Genomic DNA, 16,588 nt, shown 5'->3' with positions numbered 1-16,588 from the left:
GGGGGTCCTAGTTCTTGTCGGGCTTGAGATCGGAGGCGACCTGCGCGGCGGCCTGCCCGGTCGCCTGGGCGTTGGCGAGCACGGCGAGCGACGCCGCCACCGAGTGGTCGGGCTCGGTCTCGAGGTCCTGATGGGCCTGGAGCACCACCAGCGAGCGCCCGTCGAGGGGGAGCTGGTTGCCCGCACGAAGTGGACCACGATCGGTGTTGCGGCCGCTCGTGTCCACGACGACGTCCCAGGAGGCTCCGTACGTCCTCGCAGGGAGCTTGCACTTCACGACGTCGGGGTCGGCGTTGAAGTAGAGGAGGAAGTCGACGTCCGTCACGCGCTCGCCGCGGGCGTCGCGGTCGCGCAGCCCCTCGCCGTTCAGGAACACGCCGACGGCGCGGCCGAAGCCGCTGTCCCAGTCCTCGGGCTGCATGGGGGAGCCGTCCGGGCGCAGCCACTCGATGTCCGGCTTCGGCGCCCCCTCCTCCCGGCGCTGCGGGCGGCCGTCGAAGAACCGCGCCCGACGGAAGACGGGGTGGTCCTTGCGGAGGCGGGACACGGCGGCCGTGAACTCGATCAGGGGCGCGTCCGCCTGGTCCCAGTGCACGTACGCGATGTCGCTGTCCTGCGCGTAGGTGTTGTTGTTGCCGCCCTGCGTGCGCCCGAGCTCGTCGCCGTGCAGCAGCATCGGCACGCCCTGGCTGAGCAGCAGGGTCGCGATGAAGTTGCGCTGCTGCTTCGCGCGGGTCGTCAGCACCTCGCGGTCGTCGGTCTCGCCCTCCACCCCGCTGTTCCAGGAGCGGTTGTGCGACTCGCCGTCGTTGCCGCCCTCGCCGTTCGCGTCGTTGTGCTTCTCGTTGTACGAGACGAGGTCCCGGATCGTGAAGCCGTCGTGCGCGGTGACGAAGTTGATCGAGGCGACCGGGCGCCGCCCGTCGTTCTCGTAGAGGTCGGCGGAACCGGTGAGCCGCGCCGCGAACTCACCGAGCGTGGAGGGCTCGCCGCGCCAGAAGTCGCGGACGGTGTCGCGGTACTTGCCGTTCCACTCCGTCCACTGGGGCGGGAAGTTGCCGACCTGGTAGCCGCCGGGGCCGATGTCCCACGGCTCGGCGATCAGCTTCACCTGGCTGACGATCGGGTCCTGCTGCACGAGCTCGAAGAAGGTCGACAGCCGGTCGACCTCGTAGAACTCGCGGGCGAGCGTCGCGGCGAGGTCGAAGCGGAAGCCGTCGACGTGCATCTCGGTGACCCAGTAGCGCAGGGAGTCCATGATCAGCTGCAGCGCGTGCGGGTGCCGCACGTTCAGCGAGTTCCCCGTGCCGGTGTAGTCCATGTAGAACCGCTTGTCGTCGTCGACGAGGCGGTAGTAGGCGGCGTTGTCGATGCCGCGCATCGACAGGGTCGGGCCGAGGTGGTTGCCCTCCGCGGTGTGGTTGTAGACCACGTCGAGGATCACCTCGATGCCGGCGTCGTGCATGGCCTTCACCATCGACTTGAACTCCTGCACCTGCTGCCCGAGCTGCCCGGCGGAGGCGTACTCGTTGTGCGGCGCGAAGAACGCGATCGTGTTGTAGCCCCAGTAGTTGCGGAGGCCCTTCTCGAGCAGCGTCGAGTCCTGCACGAACTGGTGCACCGGCATCAGCTCGATCGCGGTGACGCCGAGCTTCTGCAGGTGCTCGATGACGTGCGGGTTGGTGAGGCCGGCGTACGTGCCGCGCTCCGCCTCCGGCACGTCGGGGTGCCGGTAGGTGAGGCCCTTCACGTGCGCCTCGTAGACGAGGGTCTCGTTGTAGGGCGTCTTCGGCGGCCGGTCCCCGGCCCAGTCGAAGAACGGGTTGACGACGACGGAGAGCATGACCTTGCCCGCCGAGTCGTCGTCGTTCGTCGAGTCGGGGTCGCCGAACGTGTAGGAGAACAGCGACTGGTCCCAGTCGTACGCGCCGACCGTGGCCTTCGCGTACGGGTCGAGCAGCACCTTGCTCGGGTTGCAGCGCAGGCCGTTCGCCGGGTCGTACGGCCCGTGGACGCGGAACCCGTAGCGCTGGCCCGGCTGGATCTGCGGGAGGTAGCCGTGCCAGACGTAGGCGTCGACGTCGACGAGGTCGACGCGCGTCTCGGTGCCGTCCTCGTCGAACAGGCAGAGCTCGACCCGCTCCGCGACCTCCGAGAAGAGGGCGAAGTTCGTGCCCGTCCCGTCGAAGGTCGCTCCGAGGGGGTAGGCGGTTCCGGGCCAGGGCTGCACGGCGGCTCCAAGGTGACGGGGGCGTGGACGGCGACGAGGGTATCGGCGCCGCCCTTGGAGAGCGCGGCCCGTGGAGAAGGGGTCTACCGTCGCCCCATGAGTTCCCTGCCGGTCCGCATCGCGGACACGCTGAAGCAGTTCGGTGCCCAGGTCGCCTACGGCGAGGAGCGCGAGATCGAGGGCACGACGTTCGTGCCGGTCGCCCTCGTCGCGTACGGCTTCGGCGGCGGCGGCCCGGAGGAGGAGGGCGGCGGAGGCGGCGGCGCCTACGCCGTGCCGGTCGGCGCCTACGTCGGCGACAGCCTCGGGGTGCGGTTCCAGGCGAACCCGGTGGCGCTCGCCGCCGTGGCGATCCCGCTCGTGTGGGTCTCGGGCAAGGCGCTCGCGCGCGTCGTGAAGGCGCTGAAGAAGTAGGTGACGGAGCCCGCGCCGCTGCTCGAGCGACCGGTCGAGGAGCCCTCGGCCGAGCGGCCGTCGAGCGCGCTCGCCGCGCTGGCGGGCGTCGCGGCGGCCTCCCTCGCGCTCGGGGCGGGCGAGCTGACGGCCGCGGTGTTCAGCGCCGCGGCGAGCCCGGTCCTGTCCGTCGGCTCGCTCGTGATCGACCTCACGCCGGGGTTCCTGAAGAGCGCGGTGATCGCGGCGTTCGGCACCGGCGACAAGCCGTTCCTCATCGCGGTGCTGCTCGTCGTGGTGCTCGGCCTCGGTGCCCTGGCCGGGCTGCTGCAGCGCCGCCGGCGCCCGCTCGGCGCGGTCGCGGTGGCCCTGATCGGCGTGGTCGCGGCCGGAGCCGCGGTCACCCGGACCGGCGCGAGCCTGCCCGACGCGGCGCCGTCGATCGTCGCGGCGGTCGTCGGCGGCGCCTCTCTGTCGGCGCTCGTCACCCGAGGCGCCGAGCGCGGTCGACGCGACTTCCTCCGCGGCGCGATCGTCTCCACCGCGGTCGGCATCGCGGCCGGCGCGGTCGCCCGCGCCGTGACGGCGGGGCAGCGCGGGACGCAGCGGGCGATCGCCGCCGTGACGCTGCCGACGCCCTCGCGCACCGCCGCGCCTCCCGCCGCGGGCGACTCGTTCGACGTGCCCGGGCTCACGCCGCTCGTGACGCCGAACGCGGACTTCTACCGCATCGACATCGCGCTCGCCCCGCCCGCGATCGACCCGGCGTCCTGGCGGCTCGAGGTGGCCGGCGAGGTCGAGCACCCCTTCTCCATCGGCTACGAGGAGCTGTCCCGGCTGCCGATGCACGAGTCGCCGACGACGCTGATGTGCGTCTCGAACGAGGTCGGCGGCACCCTGAACGGCACCGCCGTCTGGCTCGGCACGAGCATCCGCGACCTGCTCGCCCGCGCGACGCCGAAGGCCGGCGCGGACATGGTGCTCTCCTCCGGCGCCGACGGCTTCTCCGCCAGCACGCCGCTGTCCGTGCTGCAGGACCCGGACCGGGACTCGATCCTCGCGATCGGGATGAACGGGGAGCCGCTGCCGCAGCTGCACGGGTTCCCGGTGCGCATGGTCGTGCCCGGCCTGTACGGGTACGTCTCCGCGACGAAGTGGCTCACGCGGCTCGAGGTCACCCGCTTCGACCGGTCGACCGCCTACTGGACCACGCGCGGCTACAGCGCGCAGGCGCCGGTGAAGGTGTCGAGCCGGATCGACCGGCCGCGCTCGGCCACGCGGGCCGGCGTCGTGACCGTCGCCGGGGTGGCCTGGGCGCAGCACACCGGGATCGCCCGGGTGCAGCTCCAGGTCGACGACGGGCCGTGGCGCGACTGCGAGCTCGCGGGGGACTGGTCCGTCGACGTCTGGCGGCAGTGGCGGTACCGGTGGACGGCGACGCCCGGCGACCACGTGCTCCGGGTGCGGGCGACGGACGCCGACGGGCTCGTCCAGACGGCGAAGGTGCAGGGCGAGGTGCCGGACGGCGCGACCGGGCTGCACACGGTCCGGGTCGCGATCACCTGACCAACGACTTCGTTTCGTAGGCACGTCACGCCTCCGAGACGGAGAGGGCCACCAGCGCGGCCTCGATCCGTGCGAGCTGTCTGGGCGACGGGTGCCTGCAGAACGAAGGGCCTAGGATCGGCGTGACACGGGAGTCCGGTGAGCCGGGCTGAGAGGGAGCTGCTCCAAGCTCCGACCGTGGGGCGCGGCCGACGGCCGTGCCCCAGACCTGATCCGGATCATGCCGGCGCAGGGAGGACTCTTCACACCGCCCGTGCTCGATCCTTCCGAGGCGGGCACCATGACCATCACGTCATCCACCGCGACCACCACCGGTCGCACCCTCCGCTGGCGCGTCGTCGACATCGTCGTCGCCAGCGTCGTCGCCGTCGCGTGCGCGGTGATCTTCATCGCGTGGATCGCGCTCTCCACCGGGCCGGGCGAGGCGCTGAAGCCGCTGCTCCCCGGCCTGCAGGGCGTCCTGAACGGGCCGTGGCTGATCGCGGGCCCGCTCGCCGGCCTCATCGTCCGCAAGCCCGGCGCGGCGCTGTACGCGGAGTTCGTCGCCGCGGCGCTCGAGCTGCTCGTCTTCCCCTACTACGGCGCGGTCGTGCTGCTGTCGGGCCTCGTGCAGGGTCTCGGCGCCGAGATCGTCTTCGCGATCCTGCTGTACCGCTCGTTCGGCCCGGTCGCGGCGCTGCTCGCCGGTGCCGGCGCCGGGATCGGGGAGTGCCTCGTCGACCTCCCGCTCTACTACGCGGGGTCCACGCCCGCCTTCGCCGTCGTCTACGCCGTCTCGACGGTCGTGTCCGGTGCGGTCGTCGGCCTGGTCTGCTCGCCGCTCGTGCGCGCGATCGCGGCGACGGGCGTGCTCGACCGGTTCGCGAGCGGACGCGCCGCCCGACGCGCGGTGTGACGGCCGCCCGCATCGAGGCGCGCGGCTGGGGCTGGCGCCACGGCGGCCGCCTCGCCTGGGCGGTCGACGGGCTCGACCTCGTCGTCGAGCCGGGGGAGCGTGTCCTGCTGCTCGGCGCCTCCGGCAGCGGCAAGTCGACGCTGCTGGCGGCGCTCGCCGGCGTGCTCGGCGACGACCAGGGGGAGGCGCGGGGCGAGCTGTTGATCGACGGCCGCCGCCCGGCGCCCGGCCGGGCCGGCTTCGTGCTGCAGGACCCCGAGTCGCAGGTGATCCTGCCCCGGGTCGCCGACGACGTCGCGTTCGGCCCGGAGAACCTCGGGGTGCCGATCGAGGAGATCCGGCGGCGGGTGCCCGCCGCGCTCGCCGAGGTCGGCCTCGCCGTGCCCGGCGACGCGTCGGCGACGGCCCTGTCCGGCGGCCAGAAGCAGCGCCTCGCGCTCGCCGGCGTGCTCGCGATGGCGCCGGGCCTCGTGCTGCTCGACGAGCCGACCGCGAACCTCGACCCCGAGGGCGTGGAGGAGGTGCGCGACGCCGTCGCGCGCGGCGTCGCGGCGTCCGGCGCGACCCTCGTGGTGGTCGAGCACCGCGTCGCCACGTGGCAGGACGCCGTCGACCGCGTCGTCGTGCTCGGCCGCGAGGGCGTGCTGGCCGACGGGCCGTCGCGCGCGGTGCTCGCGGCCCACGGTCCCGCGCTCGCCGCCGCGGGCGTGTGGGTGCCGGGCCTGAGTCCCGTCGTGCCGGTGCCGGCGGCGCCCGGCGAGGGCCTGATCCGCGCGGAGGGCCTCGTCGTCGGACGCGGCCGACCGGTGGCGCGCATCGGCGACCTCGGCCTGGACGGCGGTCGGCTGACCGCCGTCGTGGGACCGAACGGCGCCGGGAAGACGACGCTCGGGCTCACGCTCGGCGGGCTCCTCCCGCCCGTCTCGGGGCGCGTCGGACCGACCGCGGCGCTCGCGGCCGGCCTCCGCGGCGAGCCGGAGCGGTGGCGGTCCCGCGACCTCCTGACGCGCATCGCGGTCGTCTTCCAGTCCCCGCAGCACCAGTTCCTGACCGGCACCGTGCGCGAGGAGCTCGGCGTCGGCCTGCGGGCGCTCAAGGTCCCGGAGGCGCGCCGGCGGGCCCGCGTCGACGACCTGCTCGACCGGCTCGGGCTCGCCCCGCTGGCCGAGGCGAACCCCTTCACCCTCTCCGGCGGCCAGCAGCGGCGGCTCTCGGTCGGCAGCGCGCTCGCCGCGGCGCCGCGGCTCGTCGTGCTCGACGAGCCGACGTTCGGGCAGGACGCGACGACCTGGGCCGCCCTGGTCCGGCTGCTCGCGGACGTCGTCGCGGACGGCACCGGCGTGCTCGCCGTCACGCACGACCCGCTGCTCGCCGCTGCCGCGCACCGCGTCGTGCCGGTCGGGCGGGCCGCGGAGGTGTCGGCGTGACCCGCGTCGCGGCCGTGAACCCGCTCACCGCGATCGGGGTCGTGCTGCTCATCGACCTGGTCCTGCTGCTCAGCCTCGACGCGGTGACCGCGACGGCGGCCGTCGTGCTCGTCGCCCTGTTCGCACCGCTCGCGCGCGTGCCCCTGGGGCGCCTCGCTCCGCGTACCGCCGCGGTCGCCGTCGCCTCGGTGCTCGTCGCGCTCACGGTGCTGCTGTACGGCCGGGAGAGCGGGACCGTGCACCTGCGGATCGGGCTCGTGGCCGTCAGCGACGGCTCCATCGCGCTCGCGATCGCGACCGGCCTGCGGCTGCTCGCCGTCGCGCTGCCCGCGGTCGTGCTGCTCACCGACCTCGACGCGACGCGGCTCGCCGACGCGCTCGGCCAGCGGCTGCACCTGCCCGACCGGTTCGTGCTCGCGGGACTCGCCGGCGTGCGGCTCTTCGAGGTGCTCGGCGAGGACTGGCGGACCATCGCGCTCGCCCGCCGCGCCCGCGGCGTGGGCGACCGGGGTCGCGTGCGCCGGCTGCCCGGGCAGGCGTTCGCGCTGCTCGTCGTGGCCCTGCGGCGTGCGGTCGCGCTCGCGACGGCGATGGAGGCGCGCGGGCTCGGTGCGCCGGGGCCGCGGACGTGGTCGCGCCCGTCCCGGTTCGGCCGCCCGGACCTCGCGGTGCTGCTCGCGGGGCTCGTCGTCGCCGGGGGCGCGGTGGCCGCGGGCCTGATCGCGGGCACCTACCGCTTCGTGCTCCTCCAGTGACCGGGATCGACCCCGCGCTCGCGCTCGCGGCGGCGGAGCGCGCGCTACGCGGCCGGCCGGACGCGGTCGTGCTCGTCGACGGCCGCAGCGGGTCCGGCAAGACGACCTTCGCGGCCGCGCTCGCCCGGCACGGAGCGCTGCTCCGGCTCGACGACGCGTACCCGGGCTGGGACGGCCTGACCGCCGCCGCCGACGCCCTCGTCGACCGGGCGCTCGTGCCGCGGGCGGCCGGCGCGCCGACCGGGCTCCGACGCTGGGACTGGGCGGCGGACCGCCCCGCAGAAGCCCTCCGCCTGCCGCCCGGGCCGCTCGTGGTCGAGGGCTGCGGCGCGCTCTCGCGCCGCGCGGCGGCGTTCGCGGACCTGCGGATCTGGGTCGAGCTGGCGTCGCCCGAGCGGCGGGCCCGCGCCCTCGACCGCGACGGGGAGGGCTATGCGCCGCACTGGGAGCGGTGGGCGCGCCAGGAGCGCGCCTTCATCGCCCGCGAGGACCCGGTGCGCTCCGCGGATCTCGTCGTCGACGGCCGACGGTTCGCGCAGGCGCTGTTCGGCGCGCGCACCGGAGACGTTCACTATCCTCGTCGGCCATGAGCGACACCTCCTCCGAACCCGCCAAGTACGTCGCGGAGTACCTCGACGGTCCGCTGGAGGGCACCACCGAGCACCGGTTCCTCCAGGACGGCGCCCCGGAGCCCCGGATCACCCAGTACGCGCTCGTCGACGGCACCGACGCGATGTTCGAGTACGCCGCGGGCGAGACCCGCGAGCTGAACGGCGAGCAGTACGTCCGCTACTCGTTCGACGCGAAGGACAGCGACAACCTGCAGGGCCAGGCCGACCCGAACGAGGAGTCCGAGCACCTCTGATCCCGGCTCCCGCCGCGACGCGCTCCCCGTCGTCCCGCCCCCGGCGCGACGACGCGGAGCGCGTCGTGCATCCGGGCGGCGGTCGCAGGGCGCCGGGAGTCAGGCCCAGCCGAGCTCGTGGAGCCGGTCGTCGTCGAGGCCGTAGAAGTGGCCGATCTCGTGCACGAGCGTCGTGCGCACCTCGTCGCGGAGCTCCTGCAGCGACTCCGCCGCGTCGAGGTGGGGGAGCCGGAACAGCACGATCCGGTCGGGCAGCTCGCCGAAGCCGTACTGGCCGCGCTGCGTGAGGTCGACCCCCTCGTAGCGCCCGAAGAGGTCCTCGTCGTCGTCCGGCTCGTCCTCGATCACGAACGCGATGTTCTCGAGCCCCTCGAGCATGTCCGCCGGCAGCGCGTCGAGCTCCGCCTCCACGAGGCGCTCGAACTCGTCGGCGGGGAGCTGCACGGGCATCCTCCGACGCTAGCCGGGCGCGGTCCGGCGCGCGGTGCGCAGCACGGGCACGGCGTCGCGCGCATCCGGCCGGGGCCCTCGGTGCGGTGCGCCATCCTGGGACCATGCGGTCGCTCCTGCTCGTGGTCTACGTCCTCATGGCGTTCTGGCTGCTGATCGCCGCGGGCGCGCGCATCGCGATCCAGCTCGGCGCGGGGCAGGAGGTCGACGCGCTGCCGTTCATCAGCGGCGGGATCGGCCTCGTCGGCCTCGTGCTCCTCCTGCCGGCGTACGAGGACCGGCGCCTCACCCGGCACCGGGAGGCGGAGGCCGCGGCGGACGCGGAGGCCGGGCCTGAGCGGTAGCCCGATCGCGCACGCGGCAGGGGCGGCGTGCGGAAGACGTCCATCCGGTGTACCGCAGGCTGGTGCGCATGAGGACGACGATCACCTTCGTCTACGCCGCGATGGCCCTCTGGCTGATCATCTCCTCGGCGGCGAGGATCTCCATCCAGCTGTCCCGCGGCCAGGACCTGGACGCGCTGCCGTTCATCGGCGGCTCGCTCGGCCTGCTCGCGCTCGTCCTGCTGCTGCCGGCCTACGAGGACCGGCGGCGCCGCGACCGGGGCGGCGACGACGACCGCGAGGAGTGACCGGCGCGGCCGAGTCGAGAACCGGTCCGGGACCGGGAGGGGATGGGGTGGACGACGGGACTCGAACCCGCGACTTCCGGCACCACAAGCCAGCGCTCTACCAACTGAGCTACGCCCACCACGCGCCCGCGTCGCCGCGGGACCTCGAGAAGTGTACCGGAGCGGCGGAGCCGCGGCTCACGCCGTGAAGGCCTCGCTGATGCGCGTCGCGGACGCCTGGGCGTCCTCGGAGGTCGGCCCCGGCTGCGGCACGAACAGCGTCGCTCGGTAGTAGTCGAGCTCGCGCACCGACTCGAGGATGTCGGCGAGCGCGCGGTGGCCGCCGTGCTTCGCGGGCGCCGCGTAGTACACCTTCGGGTACCAGCGGCGGGCGAGCTCCTTGATCGAGGAGACGTCGATGCTGCGGTAGTGCAGGAAGTGGTCGACGTCCGGCATGTACTTCGCGAGGAAGCCGCGGTCGGTGCCGATCGTGTTGCCGGCGAGCGGCGCGGTGTCCGCCTGCGGCACGAAGCGCTGCAGGTACTCGAGCACCTGCCGCTGCGCCTCCTCGAGGCTCACGCCCTGCTCCATCGCCTCGAGCAGCCCAGAGGTGGTGTGCATCTTCGTGACGAAGTCGCCCATCTGCGCCTTCGCGGCCTCCGACGGCTTGATCACGACGTCGAAGCCGGGGTCGAGGACCTTCAGCTCGAAGTCGGTCACGACGACCGCGACCTCGACGAGCTCGTCGACCGCCAGGTCGAGCCCGGTCATCTCGCAGTCGATCCACACGAGACGGTCACCGGAAGGCATGGGCTCGATCCTAACGAGGGCCCCGACGGCCACCTGGTCGTGCGCCGCCGCTCGCACGCGACGCGCAGCGGGACGGGCGCAGCATGCTGTGGTGACCGAACCGCTCCTCTTCATCCTCGCCATGGACCAGCGCGACAGCATCGAGCAGAAGCTGTACGAGCTCGAGTCCGCGCCGACGCCGGAGCAGGCGGCGAGCATCGCGGCGAACAAGCTGCTCGTCTACCGGGGCCTGCTCGACGCCGTGCCGGGCCTGCCGGAGGGCGCCCGCCCCGGGTTCCTCGTCGACGAGCAGTACGGCGCCTCGCCCGCGGTGCTCGCGCAGGCCGACGACCGAGTCAGCCTGGCGATGCCGATCGAGGCGAGCGGGCAGGAGTGGTTCGACTTCGCCTACGGCCACGACTGGCGCACGCACGCCGAGTTCTTCGGCTCGAAGCACCCGAAGGTGCTGATCCGCGACAACCCGGGCCTCGACCCGCAGCAGCGCGCCGCGCAGGCGGACAAGGTCGCGACGATCTCCTCCTGGGCCCGCCGCGCCGGGCTCGACCTCATCGTCGAGCTGCTCGTGCCGGCGACCGACGAGGACAGCGCGAAGGTCGACGGCGACACGGACCGCTACGACCGGGAGCTGCGGCCGGGCCTGACCGTGTCGGCGATCGAGTTCCTCCAGGACCACGGCGTCGAGCCGGCGATCTGGAAGATCGAGGGCCTCGCGCAGCGGGAGGACGCGGAGCGGATCGCCGCGGCCGCGCGGCGCGACGGGCGCGACGGCCGCTGCATCGTGCTCGGCCGGCACGCGCCGACCGAACAGCTCGACGAGTGGCTGCGCGTCGCCGCGCCCGTGGAGGGCTTCGTCGGGTTCGCCATCGGCCGGTCGAACTGGTGGGACGCCCTCGAGGCCCGGCTCGCCGAGCGGATCGACGAGGCGACCGCCCGCAAGCAGGTCGCCGACAACTACACCCACTTCGTCCGCACGTACCTCGACGCCCGCGGCTGACCCGCCTCCCGCCCCCGATCGGCGCAGGAGAGCGATCGAGCAGGACCTGCTCACTCCAGCAGGACCTGAGGCCGCGTCTCGTCCTGCTGAAGTGAGCAGGTCCTGCCGGATCGCTCGCGGGGGCACGACGGCAGGACCCGGCGACGTCGACAAGACGGAGCGAGCGTCTGCGTCCTGCCGTCGTGCTCGCGAGCAGGCCCCCGGGGACGCAGGGGGAGGCGCCTCAGGGGACGGTGTGCCCCGCGGCCGTGAAGAGGCGGTACCAGTCGGGGCGGGAGAGGCGCACGTCGGAGCCCGCGGCGGCCTGACGGACGCGCTCCGGCTTCGTCGTGCCGAGGATCACCTGCATCTGCGCGGGGTGGCGGGTGATCCACGCCGTCGCGATGCCGGTCGGGGTCACGTCGTACCGCTGCGCGAGCTCGTCCAGCACGTCGTTCAGCTCCGCGTAGTGCTCGCGGTCGCCGATGAAGGTCCCGGTGAAGAAGCCCGCCTGGTACGGCGACCACGCCTGCAGCGTGATGCCGTTGATCCGCGCGTAGTCGAGGATCCCGTTGTCGCGGTCGATCGACTGGTCGAGGTCGGCCATGTTCGAGGCCACGCCCGCCGCGATCAGGTTCGCGTGGGTGACGCTCAGCTGCACCTGGTTGAACGCCAGCGGCTGGCGGACCGACCGCTTCAGCAGCTCCACCTGGTACGGCGTGTGGTTGCTGACGCCGAAGTGCCGCACCTTCCCGGCCGACTCGAGCGCGTCGAAGGCGGCCGCCACCTCGTCCGGCTCGACCAGCGCGTCGGGCCGGTGGAGGAGGAGCACGTCGAGGTGGTCCGTGCGCAGCGCCGCGAGCGACTCGTCGACCGAGGCGAGGATGTGCTCCGTCGAGAAGTCGAAGTACCCGTCGCGGATGCCGACCTTCGACTGGAGGACGACCTGCTCGCGCTCGGCGGGCGAGAAGGCCATCGCCTCGCCGAACCGGCGCTCGCAGAGGTGGTCGCCGCCGTACACGTCGGCGTGGTCGAACATCGTCACCCCCGCGTGGAGCGCGGATCGCACGAGGGTGCGGATCTCCTCGTCGCTCATGTCCGGGATCCGCATGAGTCCGAGGACGACGTCGGATGCGGTGAGGTCGGTCTGGGGGAGGTCGAGCTGCTTCACGACGCCGATGGTGCCACCCGCCGCCGGGAACCGGTCCGTGCGGAGGCCGCGCTCAGCCGCCGCACCGGTCGCCTCCGGCGGACGCGGGGCCGGCGCCCGGCAGCGGGCACCCGGCCGGTGTCGGTGCCCGGACGCACGCTGATCCGATGACCACCACCGCCGCGCCCGTCGCGAGCGCGACCACCGCGCCCCTGATCGACGTCTCGCGCATCTACGCGGAGCCGGCGGCGCTCGACCTGCCGCGCGGGCGCGAGATCGCGGCGCGGTGGCCGGACGCCGAGATCGTGCCCGTGGAGAGCCACTGGCGGATTCCCGAGCTGCACGGCGACGAGGCGAACGTGCGCCGCTGGGTGCGGATCAAGCGCGAGGCGCTCGTGCTCGGCGTGAAGAAGACGCTGACGGTGCGCCCGAACGGCCGCAGCGCGGACTTCATCGCGCCCTCCACCGCGAACGGCTGCGCCATGGCGTGCGCCTACTGCTACGTCCCGCGCCGCAAGGGGTACAGCAACCCGATCACGGTCTTCACGAACATCGACCGCATCGCCGGCGCGCTCCACCGCCACGTCGGCAAGCAGGGCCGGAAGCCCGAGCCGAACCAGTGCGACCCGCACGACTGGGTCTACGACATCGGCGAGAACAGCGACTGCTCGGCGGACGCGCTCGTCAGCGACAACGTGCACGACCTCGTCGACGTGTTCACGACGCTGGACACGGCGAAGGCGTCCTTCGCGACGAAGTACGTGAACCGCGAGCTGCTCGACTGGGAGCCGCAGGGGCGCACCCGGATCCGCTTCTCGCTGATGCCCGCCGCGATGGCGAAGCTCACCGACATCCGCACGACGCCGGTGCCGGAGCGGATCGCCGCGATCGACGACTTCGTGGCGGCCGGGTACGAGGTGCACGTGAACTTCTCGCCGGTCATCGTCGCCCCGGGCTGGCAGGAGGAGTGGCGGCAGCTGTTCCGGCAGCTCGCGGACGGCATCGGCCCGGCGGCGAAGGCGCAGCTCGCGTGCGAGGTGATCATGCTCACGCACAACGCGGCCCTGCACGAGGTCAACCTCGGCTGGCACCCGAAGGCCGAGGAGGTGCTCTGGCAGCCCGGTCTGCAGGAGCCGAAGCGGAGCGAGAACGGCGCGATCAACGTGCGGTACCGCGTTTCCGAGAAGCGCGTCCACCTCCAGCAGCTGCTCGCGATCCTCGCCGAGGAGCTGCCGTTCTGCCGCGTCCGCTACGCCTTCTGAACCGGCCGCCTCACTCGTTCACGGTGCGGTCGGGACCGACCGACGCGGCGGCGACCGCGAGGTCCAGCGCGCTGCCGCCGAGCACCTTCACCCGCAGCGCGGTCACCTGGTACCCGCTGCCCAGGCCGGGGACGGGGGACGGGAAGGGCGTGACGTCCGGCTGCTCGTTCACGGTCACCGACAGCAGGGTCGGCAGCACGGCGAGCTGACCCGCGAGCAGGGACCGCGTGGTCGACAGGGTCCCGTCGAGGCCCGACTTCGCCGTTGCGACGGCGCTCGTGAGCGGCGCGACGACGAGCGTCGAGACGGGGGCCTTCGACGACGGCGTGAGCAGCGCCGGCGCGATCGAGGTGATCGCCGAGAGGTCGAGGCCGACCGGGAGGGCGGTGCTCGGCAGCAGCGTCACCGCCGGTCCGGTCACGGTCTCCGTCCCGGCCGCGAACTGCGCCGCGGTGCCCGTGAGCCGCGCGGTCACCGTGCCGACGCCGGTCAGCGGCACCGCGACGTCCACGGTGACGCTCGTCCCGGCGAGCGCCGCGTCCCAGGCGGCGTCGACGCCGTCGACGAGCACGCCGCTCGCGCCGGACAGCCGCGACGTGATCGCGCTCGTCGTCGCGGTGGAGACGACGGTCGTGTTCGGTGCGGCGGCGGCGCTGCCGCTCAGCGCCGCGAGGTCGGCGGTGAGGTCGCCGGTGGCGCCGTCGAGGCGGAGCCCGCCGGCGGGCGCGTCGACGCCGCGCTGCGCCGCGGTCGTCACCCCGCTGAGGTCGGTGGTCACGCTGACGGTCGTCGACGGCGTGCCGACGAGGGAGGCGAGCAGTCCGAGGGCGGATCGCAGCGCGCCCACGAGGTCGTTGCCCGCCGCGGCGCCGATGGCGGACTCGGCGCTGCTCGTGCCAGAGCCCGCCGTGACGGAGGCGACGACGGTGCTCACGGCCGAGCGGTCCGCGGCCGAGTCGACGAGGTCCTTCACCGCGCCCGCGCGGGCCCGGAGGACGAGCGAGGGCGCCGTCGCGGAGCGCGTGAGCGCGCTCGAGAGCGGGGCGCCCCAGCGCCGCGCGCACTCGTTCAGCGCGGCGGTCGCCGCCGCGGGGCCGGTCGTCAGCCGAAGCCGCGTGAGCTGCCTCGCGGCCGCGCTCCCGCCGGCGACACCGGCCAGCAGCCCGCTGACGTCGATCGCGCCGACCGCCGGGGCGGTGCCGGCAGCGATCGCGCTCGCGTCCACCGCGCCGCTGCCGGTGACGGCGCCGCTCGCCGCGTCGGAGCGTCCCGAGCTCGTCGCGCCGGCGTACTGGGTCTGCGCGCCCGTCGCCGACGCGAGGGCGGGGACGGCCGAGGCGACCGCTGCAGCGCTCACCGCGGTCGTGCCCGCGTCGGTGCCGCGCGGGACGGCGCTCGAGGGCAGCACGACGGCCGAGGCGGGGTTGTCGGCCGTCATCGGCGCGAGCGCGCTGCCGCCGATCGGCGTCCCCGCGACGCTGCCGGCGAGGTAGCGGCTCGTCGCGGTCGTGCGGTACACGCCCGGCGTGGTGCAGGACGACGAGGCGGTGCCGACCGAGGGTCCCAGCGTCGTCGTGGACACCCAGGAGGCGTACGTCGGGTGCACGCCGACGGTGAGCACGAGCGCGACGGCCGAGAACGCCGCCAGCCCCGCTGCGACACGATGCGCGGCCCGCAGCCGCTGACGCCGCTGCGTCATGCGTCGCGCCGTCCGGCCGGCACCGGTACGACTCGCCGCGGCGGGACGTCCCCACGGTGCCGCGGCCGGATCCGCTCCGGCCAGAAGGCCGAAGCCAGGCAGCCCGCGATCACGGCGCCGATCCCGATCACCGCCGCCGGGGAGGCGGTGTACCGCAGCACGTCCGCGACCGGCGGCAGCGGGAGCACCACCTTGCGAAGGGCGGTGACCGTGTAGGGCGCCGGGTCCTCCACGCGGTTCGCGTCGCCCTTCAGCGCCACGACGGCGCGGCCGCCGCCCGGTGCGAGCCGGACGGACACCACGCGGTGCGTGATGGGCGGCAGACCGCCGCCGCGCTGCACCGTGACCACGTCGCCGACCTGCACCCGGTCGAGGGCGACCGGCGCGGTGACGGCGATCGAACCGGTCGGGTAGCGCGGCGACATCGAACCGGTCGCGAACGAGACGAGGCCGAGGCCGAGGCCGAGCGACAGCGCCCACCAGGCGACGCAGACGAGACCGGCGACACCGCAGCAGAGCAGCAGGCCGTCCGTCAGCCGCGAAGCCGCGCTCGCAGCGCTCCGGTCAGATCGACGTCGCATCGAGTCGCCAGACAGGAGTGGCCTTCAGACCGCCGTAGACCGTCGAGACGGTGTCCGGCAGCGACACGGCGAGGCACAGTCCGACCGGTTGACCCGGGTCGCCGACGACGGTCGGAGCGGGGACGTCGAAGGCGGCCGACGCGCTCGTCGACAGCAGCGAGTCCGCTCCGACGAGGACGTCGCCCACGGACGGGAAGGTCGTCCGCTTGCAGTCCGCCGAGCCGATGTTCAGCTTCGCCGCGTAGCGCAGGACGGTGAGGAGCGTCGCGGACGTCAGGCTGCCGCCGTTCAGCTTCACCTTCGCTCCCCGCGAGTTCACCGCGGCGCGGAGCAGGACGGACGCGTACACCGTGTCTCCCGGGGTGAGCAGCGACGCATCGGTGTCGAACCGGAGGCTCCCGGTCGAGGTCGCCGTCACCGATGTCCAGTGACCTCCGCCGTCGAGGCTCAGCTCGATGTCGAGCAGCGAGGAGCCGACACCGGCGCCACGATCGCCGGCGATGTTCACGGACTGCTGCCAGGCTGCGAGCGAGGTGACGCTCACGCCGATGCAGAGGGCGAGCCCGGCCGAGGCGAGGGCGAGGAGGCGACGGCGGCGGCGTCGCTGCGCGGTCGGGGAGGTCATCGGTCCGGCTCCTGTTCGGGTTCCGCGGTGGTCGCGCGGGGCGGACATCAGGCTCGACGCCGGGCGCGGTCGTGCAGGGGCTGACGCGACGCGCTGCACGATCCGACGTGCGCGGCCTCACCGTCCCCTGTACCCAGATCAAGGGGGAGGGGTGGCGATATATCGCTGAACGACCGCTCGCGTCAAGCCCCCGTTCGCCCGAGCCGGCGCCTCCTACGGTCGGATCGGCCTGCCCGGCTGACGGTGCGGTGGCGGCGGACGCCGGATCGAGGGTGGGGGACGAGCAGGACCTTGGGC

General features: G+C 74.0%; 18 protein-coding genes and 1 tRNA gene. 11 read left to right on the top strand and 8 right to left on the bottom strand.

Features of this window, described 5'->3' with window-relative positions:
• Positions 1–7: 7 nt before the first annotated feature.
• Positions 8–2,230, bottom strand: coding sequence for a glycogen debranching protein GlgX (gene glgX, locus D1781_RS12640; protein WP_119482603.1), 2,223 nt, complete (start codon positions 2,228–2,230; stop codon positions 8–10).
• Between the two features lie 96 nt (positions 2,231–2,326).
• On the opposite strand from glgX, the gene D1781_RS12635 reads away from it, so the two are divergent.
• From D1781_RS12635 to D1781_RS12605, 7 genes are all read left to right on the top strand, one after another.
• Positions 2,327–2,644 (top strand): hypothetical protein, encoded by a 318-nt coding sequence (locus D1781_RS12635; RefSeq protein ID WP_119482602.1) that lies wholly within the window; start codon positions 2,327–2,329, stop codon positions 2,642–2,644.
• The gene (locus tag D1781_RS12630; RefSeq protein ID WP_233551311.1) at positions 2,645–4,189 is read left to right on the top strand and encodes a molybdopterin-dependent oxidoreductase; all 1,545 of its coding nucleotides are present in this window, start codon (positions 2,645–2,647) and stop codon (positions 4,187–4,189) included.
• Positions 4,190–4,469: 280 nt separating this feature from the next.
• Positions 4,470–5,084, top strand: coding sequence for an ECF transporter S component (locus D1781_RS12625; protein ID WP_119483264.1), 615 nt, complete (start codon positions 4,470–4,472; stop codon positions 5,082–5,084).
• Positions 5,081–6,511 carry an ABC transporter ATP-binding protein gene (locus D1781_RS12620; protein ID WP_119482601.1) on the top strand — a complete coding sequence of 477 codons (1,431 nt, stop codon included), beginning with the start codon at positions 5,081–5,083 and terminating at the stop codon, positions 6,509–6,511. Before D1781_RS12625 ends, D1781_RS12620 begins: the two co-directional genes overlap by 4 nt.
• Positions 6,508–7,266, top strand: a complete 759-nt coding sequence (locus tag D1781_RS12615) for an energy-coupling factor transporter transmembrane component T family protein (RefSeq protein ID WP_119482600.1) — start codon at positions 6,508–6,510, stop codon at positions 7,264–7,266. The genes D1781_RS12620 and D1781_RS12615 overlap by 4 nt, the downstream gene beginning before the upstream one ends.
• A complete protein-coding gene (locus D1781_RS12610) occupies positions 7,263–7,856 on the top strand; it encodes a nucleoside/nucleotide kinase family protein (RefSeq protein ID WP_233551310.1) in 594 nt (197 codons plus the stop codon). Before D1781_RS12615 ends, D1781_RS12610 begins: the two co-directional genes overlap by 4 nt.
• A complete protein-coding gene (locus tag D1781_RS12605; protein ID WP_119482599.1) occupies positions 7,853–8,131 on the top strand; it encodes a hypothetical protein in 279 nt (92 codons plus the stop codon). Before D1781_RS12610 ends, D1781_RS12605 begins: the two co-directional genes overlap by 4 nt.
• 99 nt (positions 8,132–8,230) lie before the next feature.
• On the opposite strand, the gene D1781_RS12600 is transcribed toward D1781_RS12605, so the two are convergent.
• Positions 8,231–8,581: a metallopeptidase family protein gene (locus tag D1781_RS12600; RefSeq protein ID WP_119482598.1), complete on the bottom strand. Its 351-nt coding sequence runs from the start codon at positions 8,579–8,581 to the stop codon at positions 8,231–8,233.
• A 104-nt stretch (positions 8,582–8,685) separates the two neighbouring features.
• Between D1781_RS12600 and D1781_RS12595 the strand changes: the two genes are divergently transcribed.
• Both D1781_RS12595 and D1781_RS12590 read left to right on the top strand, forming a co-directional pair.
• Positions 8,686–8,925 (top strand): hypothetical protein, encoded by a 240-nt coding sequence (locus tag D1781_RS12595; protein WP_119482597.1) that lies wholly within the window; start codon positions 8,686–8,688, stop codon positions 8,923–8,925.
• Between the two features lie 68 nt (positions 8,926–8,993).
• Positions 8,994–9,212 (top strand): hypothetical protein, encoded by a 219-nt coding sequence (locus D1781_RS12590; RefSeq protein ID WP_147392095.1) that lies wholly within the window; start codon positions 8,994–8,996, stop codon positions 9,210–9,212.
• A gap of 43 nt (positions 9,213–9,255) precedes the next feature.
• Here the strand turns inward: D1781_RS12590 and D1781_RS12585 are convergent.
• Positions 9,256–9,331: transfer RNA gene (locus D1781_RS12585), tRNA-His, on the bottom strand.
• Between the two features lie 58 nt (positions 9,332–9,389).
• A complete protein-coding gene (gene orn, locus D1781_RS12580; RefSeq protein ID WP_119482595.1) occupies positions 9,390–10,001 on the bottom strand; it encodes an oligoribonuclease in 612 nt (203 codons plus the stop codon).
• 91 nt (positions 10,002–10,092) lie between these two features.
• Between orn and D1781_RS12575 the strand changes: the two genes are divergently transcribed.
• Positions 10,093–10,995 carry a 2-deoxy-5-keto-D-gluconate 6-phosphate aldolase domain-containing protein gene (locus D1781_RS12575; RefSeq protein ID WP_158590088.1) on the top strand — a complete coding sequence of 301 codons (903 nt, stop codon included), beginning with the start codon at positions 10,093–10,095 and terminating at the stop codon, positions 10,993–10,995.
• A 223-nt stretch (positions 10,996–11,218) separates the two neighbouring features.
• Here the strand turns inward: D1781_RS12575 and D1781_RS12570 are convergent, their stop codons facing one another.
• Positions 11,219–12,145 (bottom strand): aldo/keto reductase, encoded by a 927-nt coding sequence (locus D1781_RS12570; RefSeq protein WP_119482593.1) that lies wholly within the window; start codon positions 12,143–12,145, stop codon positions 11,219–11,221.
• 146 nt (positions 12,146–12,291) lie between these two features.
• Between D1781_RS12570 and D1781_RS12565 the strand changes: the two genes are divergently transcribed.
• Positions 12,292–13,386, top strand: coding sequence for a spore photoproduct lyase family protein (locus D1781_RS12565; RefSeq protein WP_119482592.1), 1,095 nt, complete (start codon positions 12,292–12,294; stop codon positions 13,384–13,386).
• A gap of 10 nt (positions 13,387–13,396) precedes the next feature.
• On the opposite strand, the gene D1781_RS12560 is transcribed toward D1781_RS12565, so the two are convergent.
• Genes D1781_RS12560 through D1781_RS12550 form a run of 3 tightly spaced genes read right to left on the bottom strand, consistent with a single transcriptional unit; the run spans position 13,397 to position 16,291 of the window.
• Positions 13,397–15,085, bottom strand: coding sequence for a choice-of-anchor G family protein (locus D1781_RS12560; RefSeq protein ID WP_119482591.1), 1,689 nt, complete (start codon positions 15,083–15,085; stop codon positions 13,397–13,399).
• Positions 15,082–15,666: a signal peptidase I gene (locus D1781_RS12555; protein ID WP_119482590.1), complete on the bottom strand. Its 585-nt coding sequence runs from the start codon at positions 15,664–15,666 to the stop codon at positions 15,082–15,084. The genes D1781_RS12560 and D1781_RS12555 overlap by 4 nt, the downstream gene beginning before the upstream one ends.
• On the bottom strand, positions 15,650–16,291 hold the full coding sequence (locus D1781_RS12550) for a hypothetical protein (RefSeq protein ID WP_119482589.1): 642 nt from the start codon (positions 16,289–16,291) through the stop codon (positions 15,650–15,652). Before D1781_RS12550 ends, D1781_RS12555 begins: the two co-directional genes overlap by 17 nt.
• Between the last annotated feature and the right edge of the window lie 297 nt (positions 16,292–16,588).

It is taken from the genome of Amnibacterium setariae, assembly GCF_003581425.1.
Lineage (GTDB): Bacteria > Actinomycetota > Actinomycetes > Actinomycetales > Microbacteriaceae > Amnibacterium > Amnibacterium setariae.
Note: the sequence above shows the minus strand (reverse complement) of the source record. Positions and strands in the feature narration are given on the sequence as shown.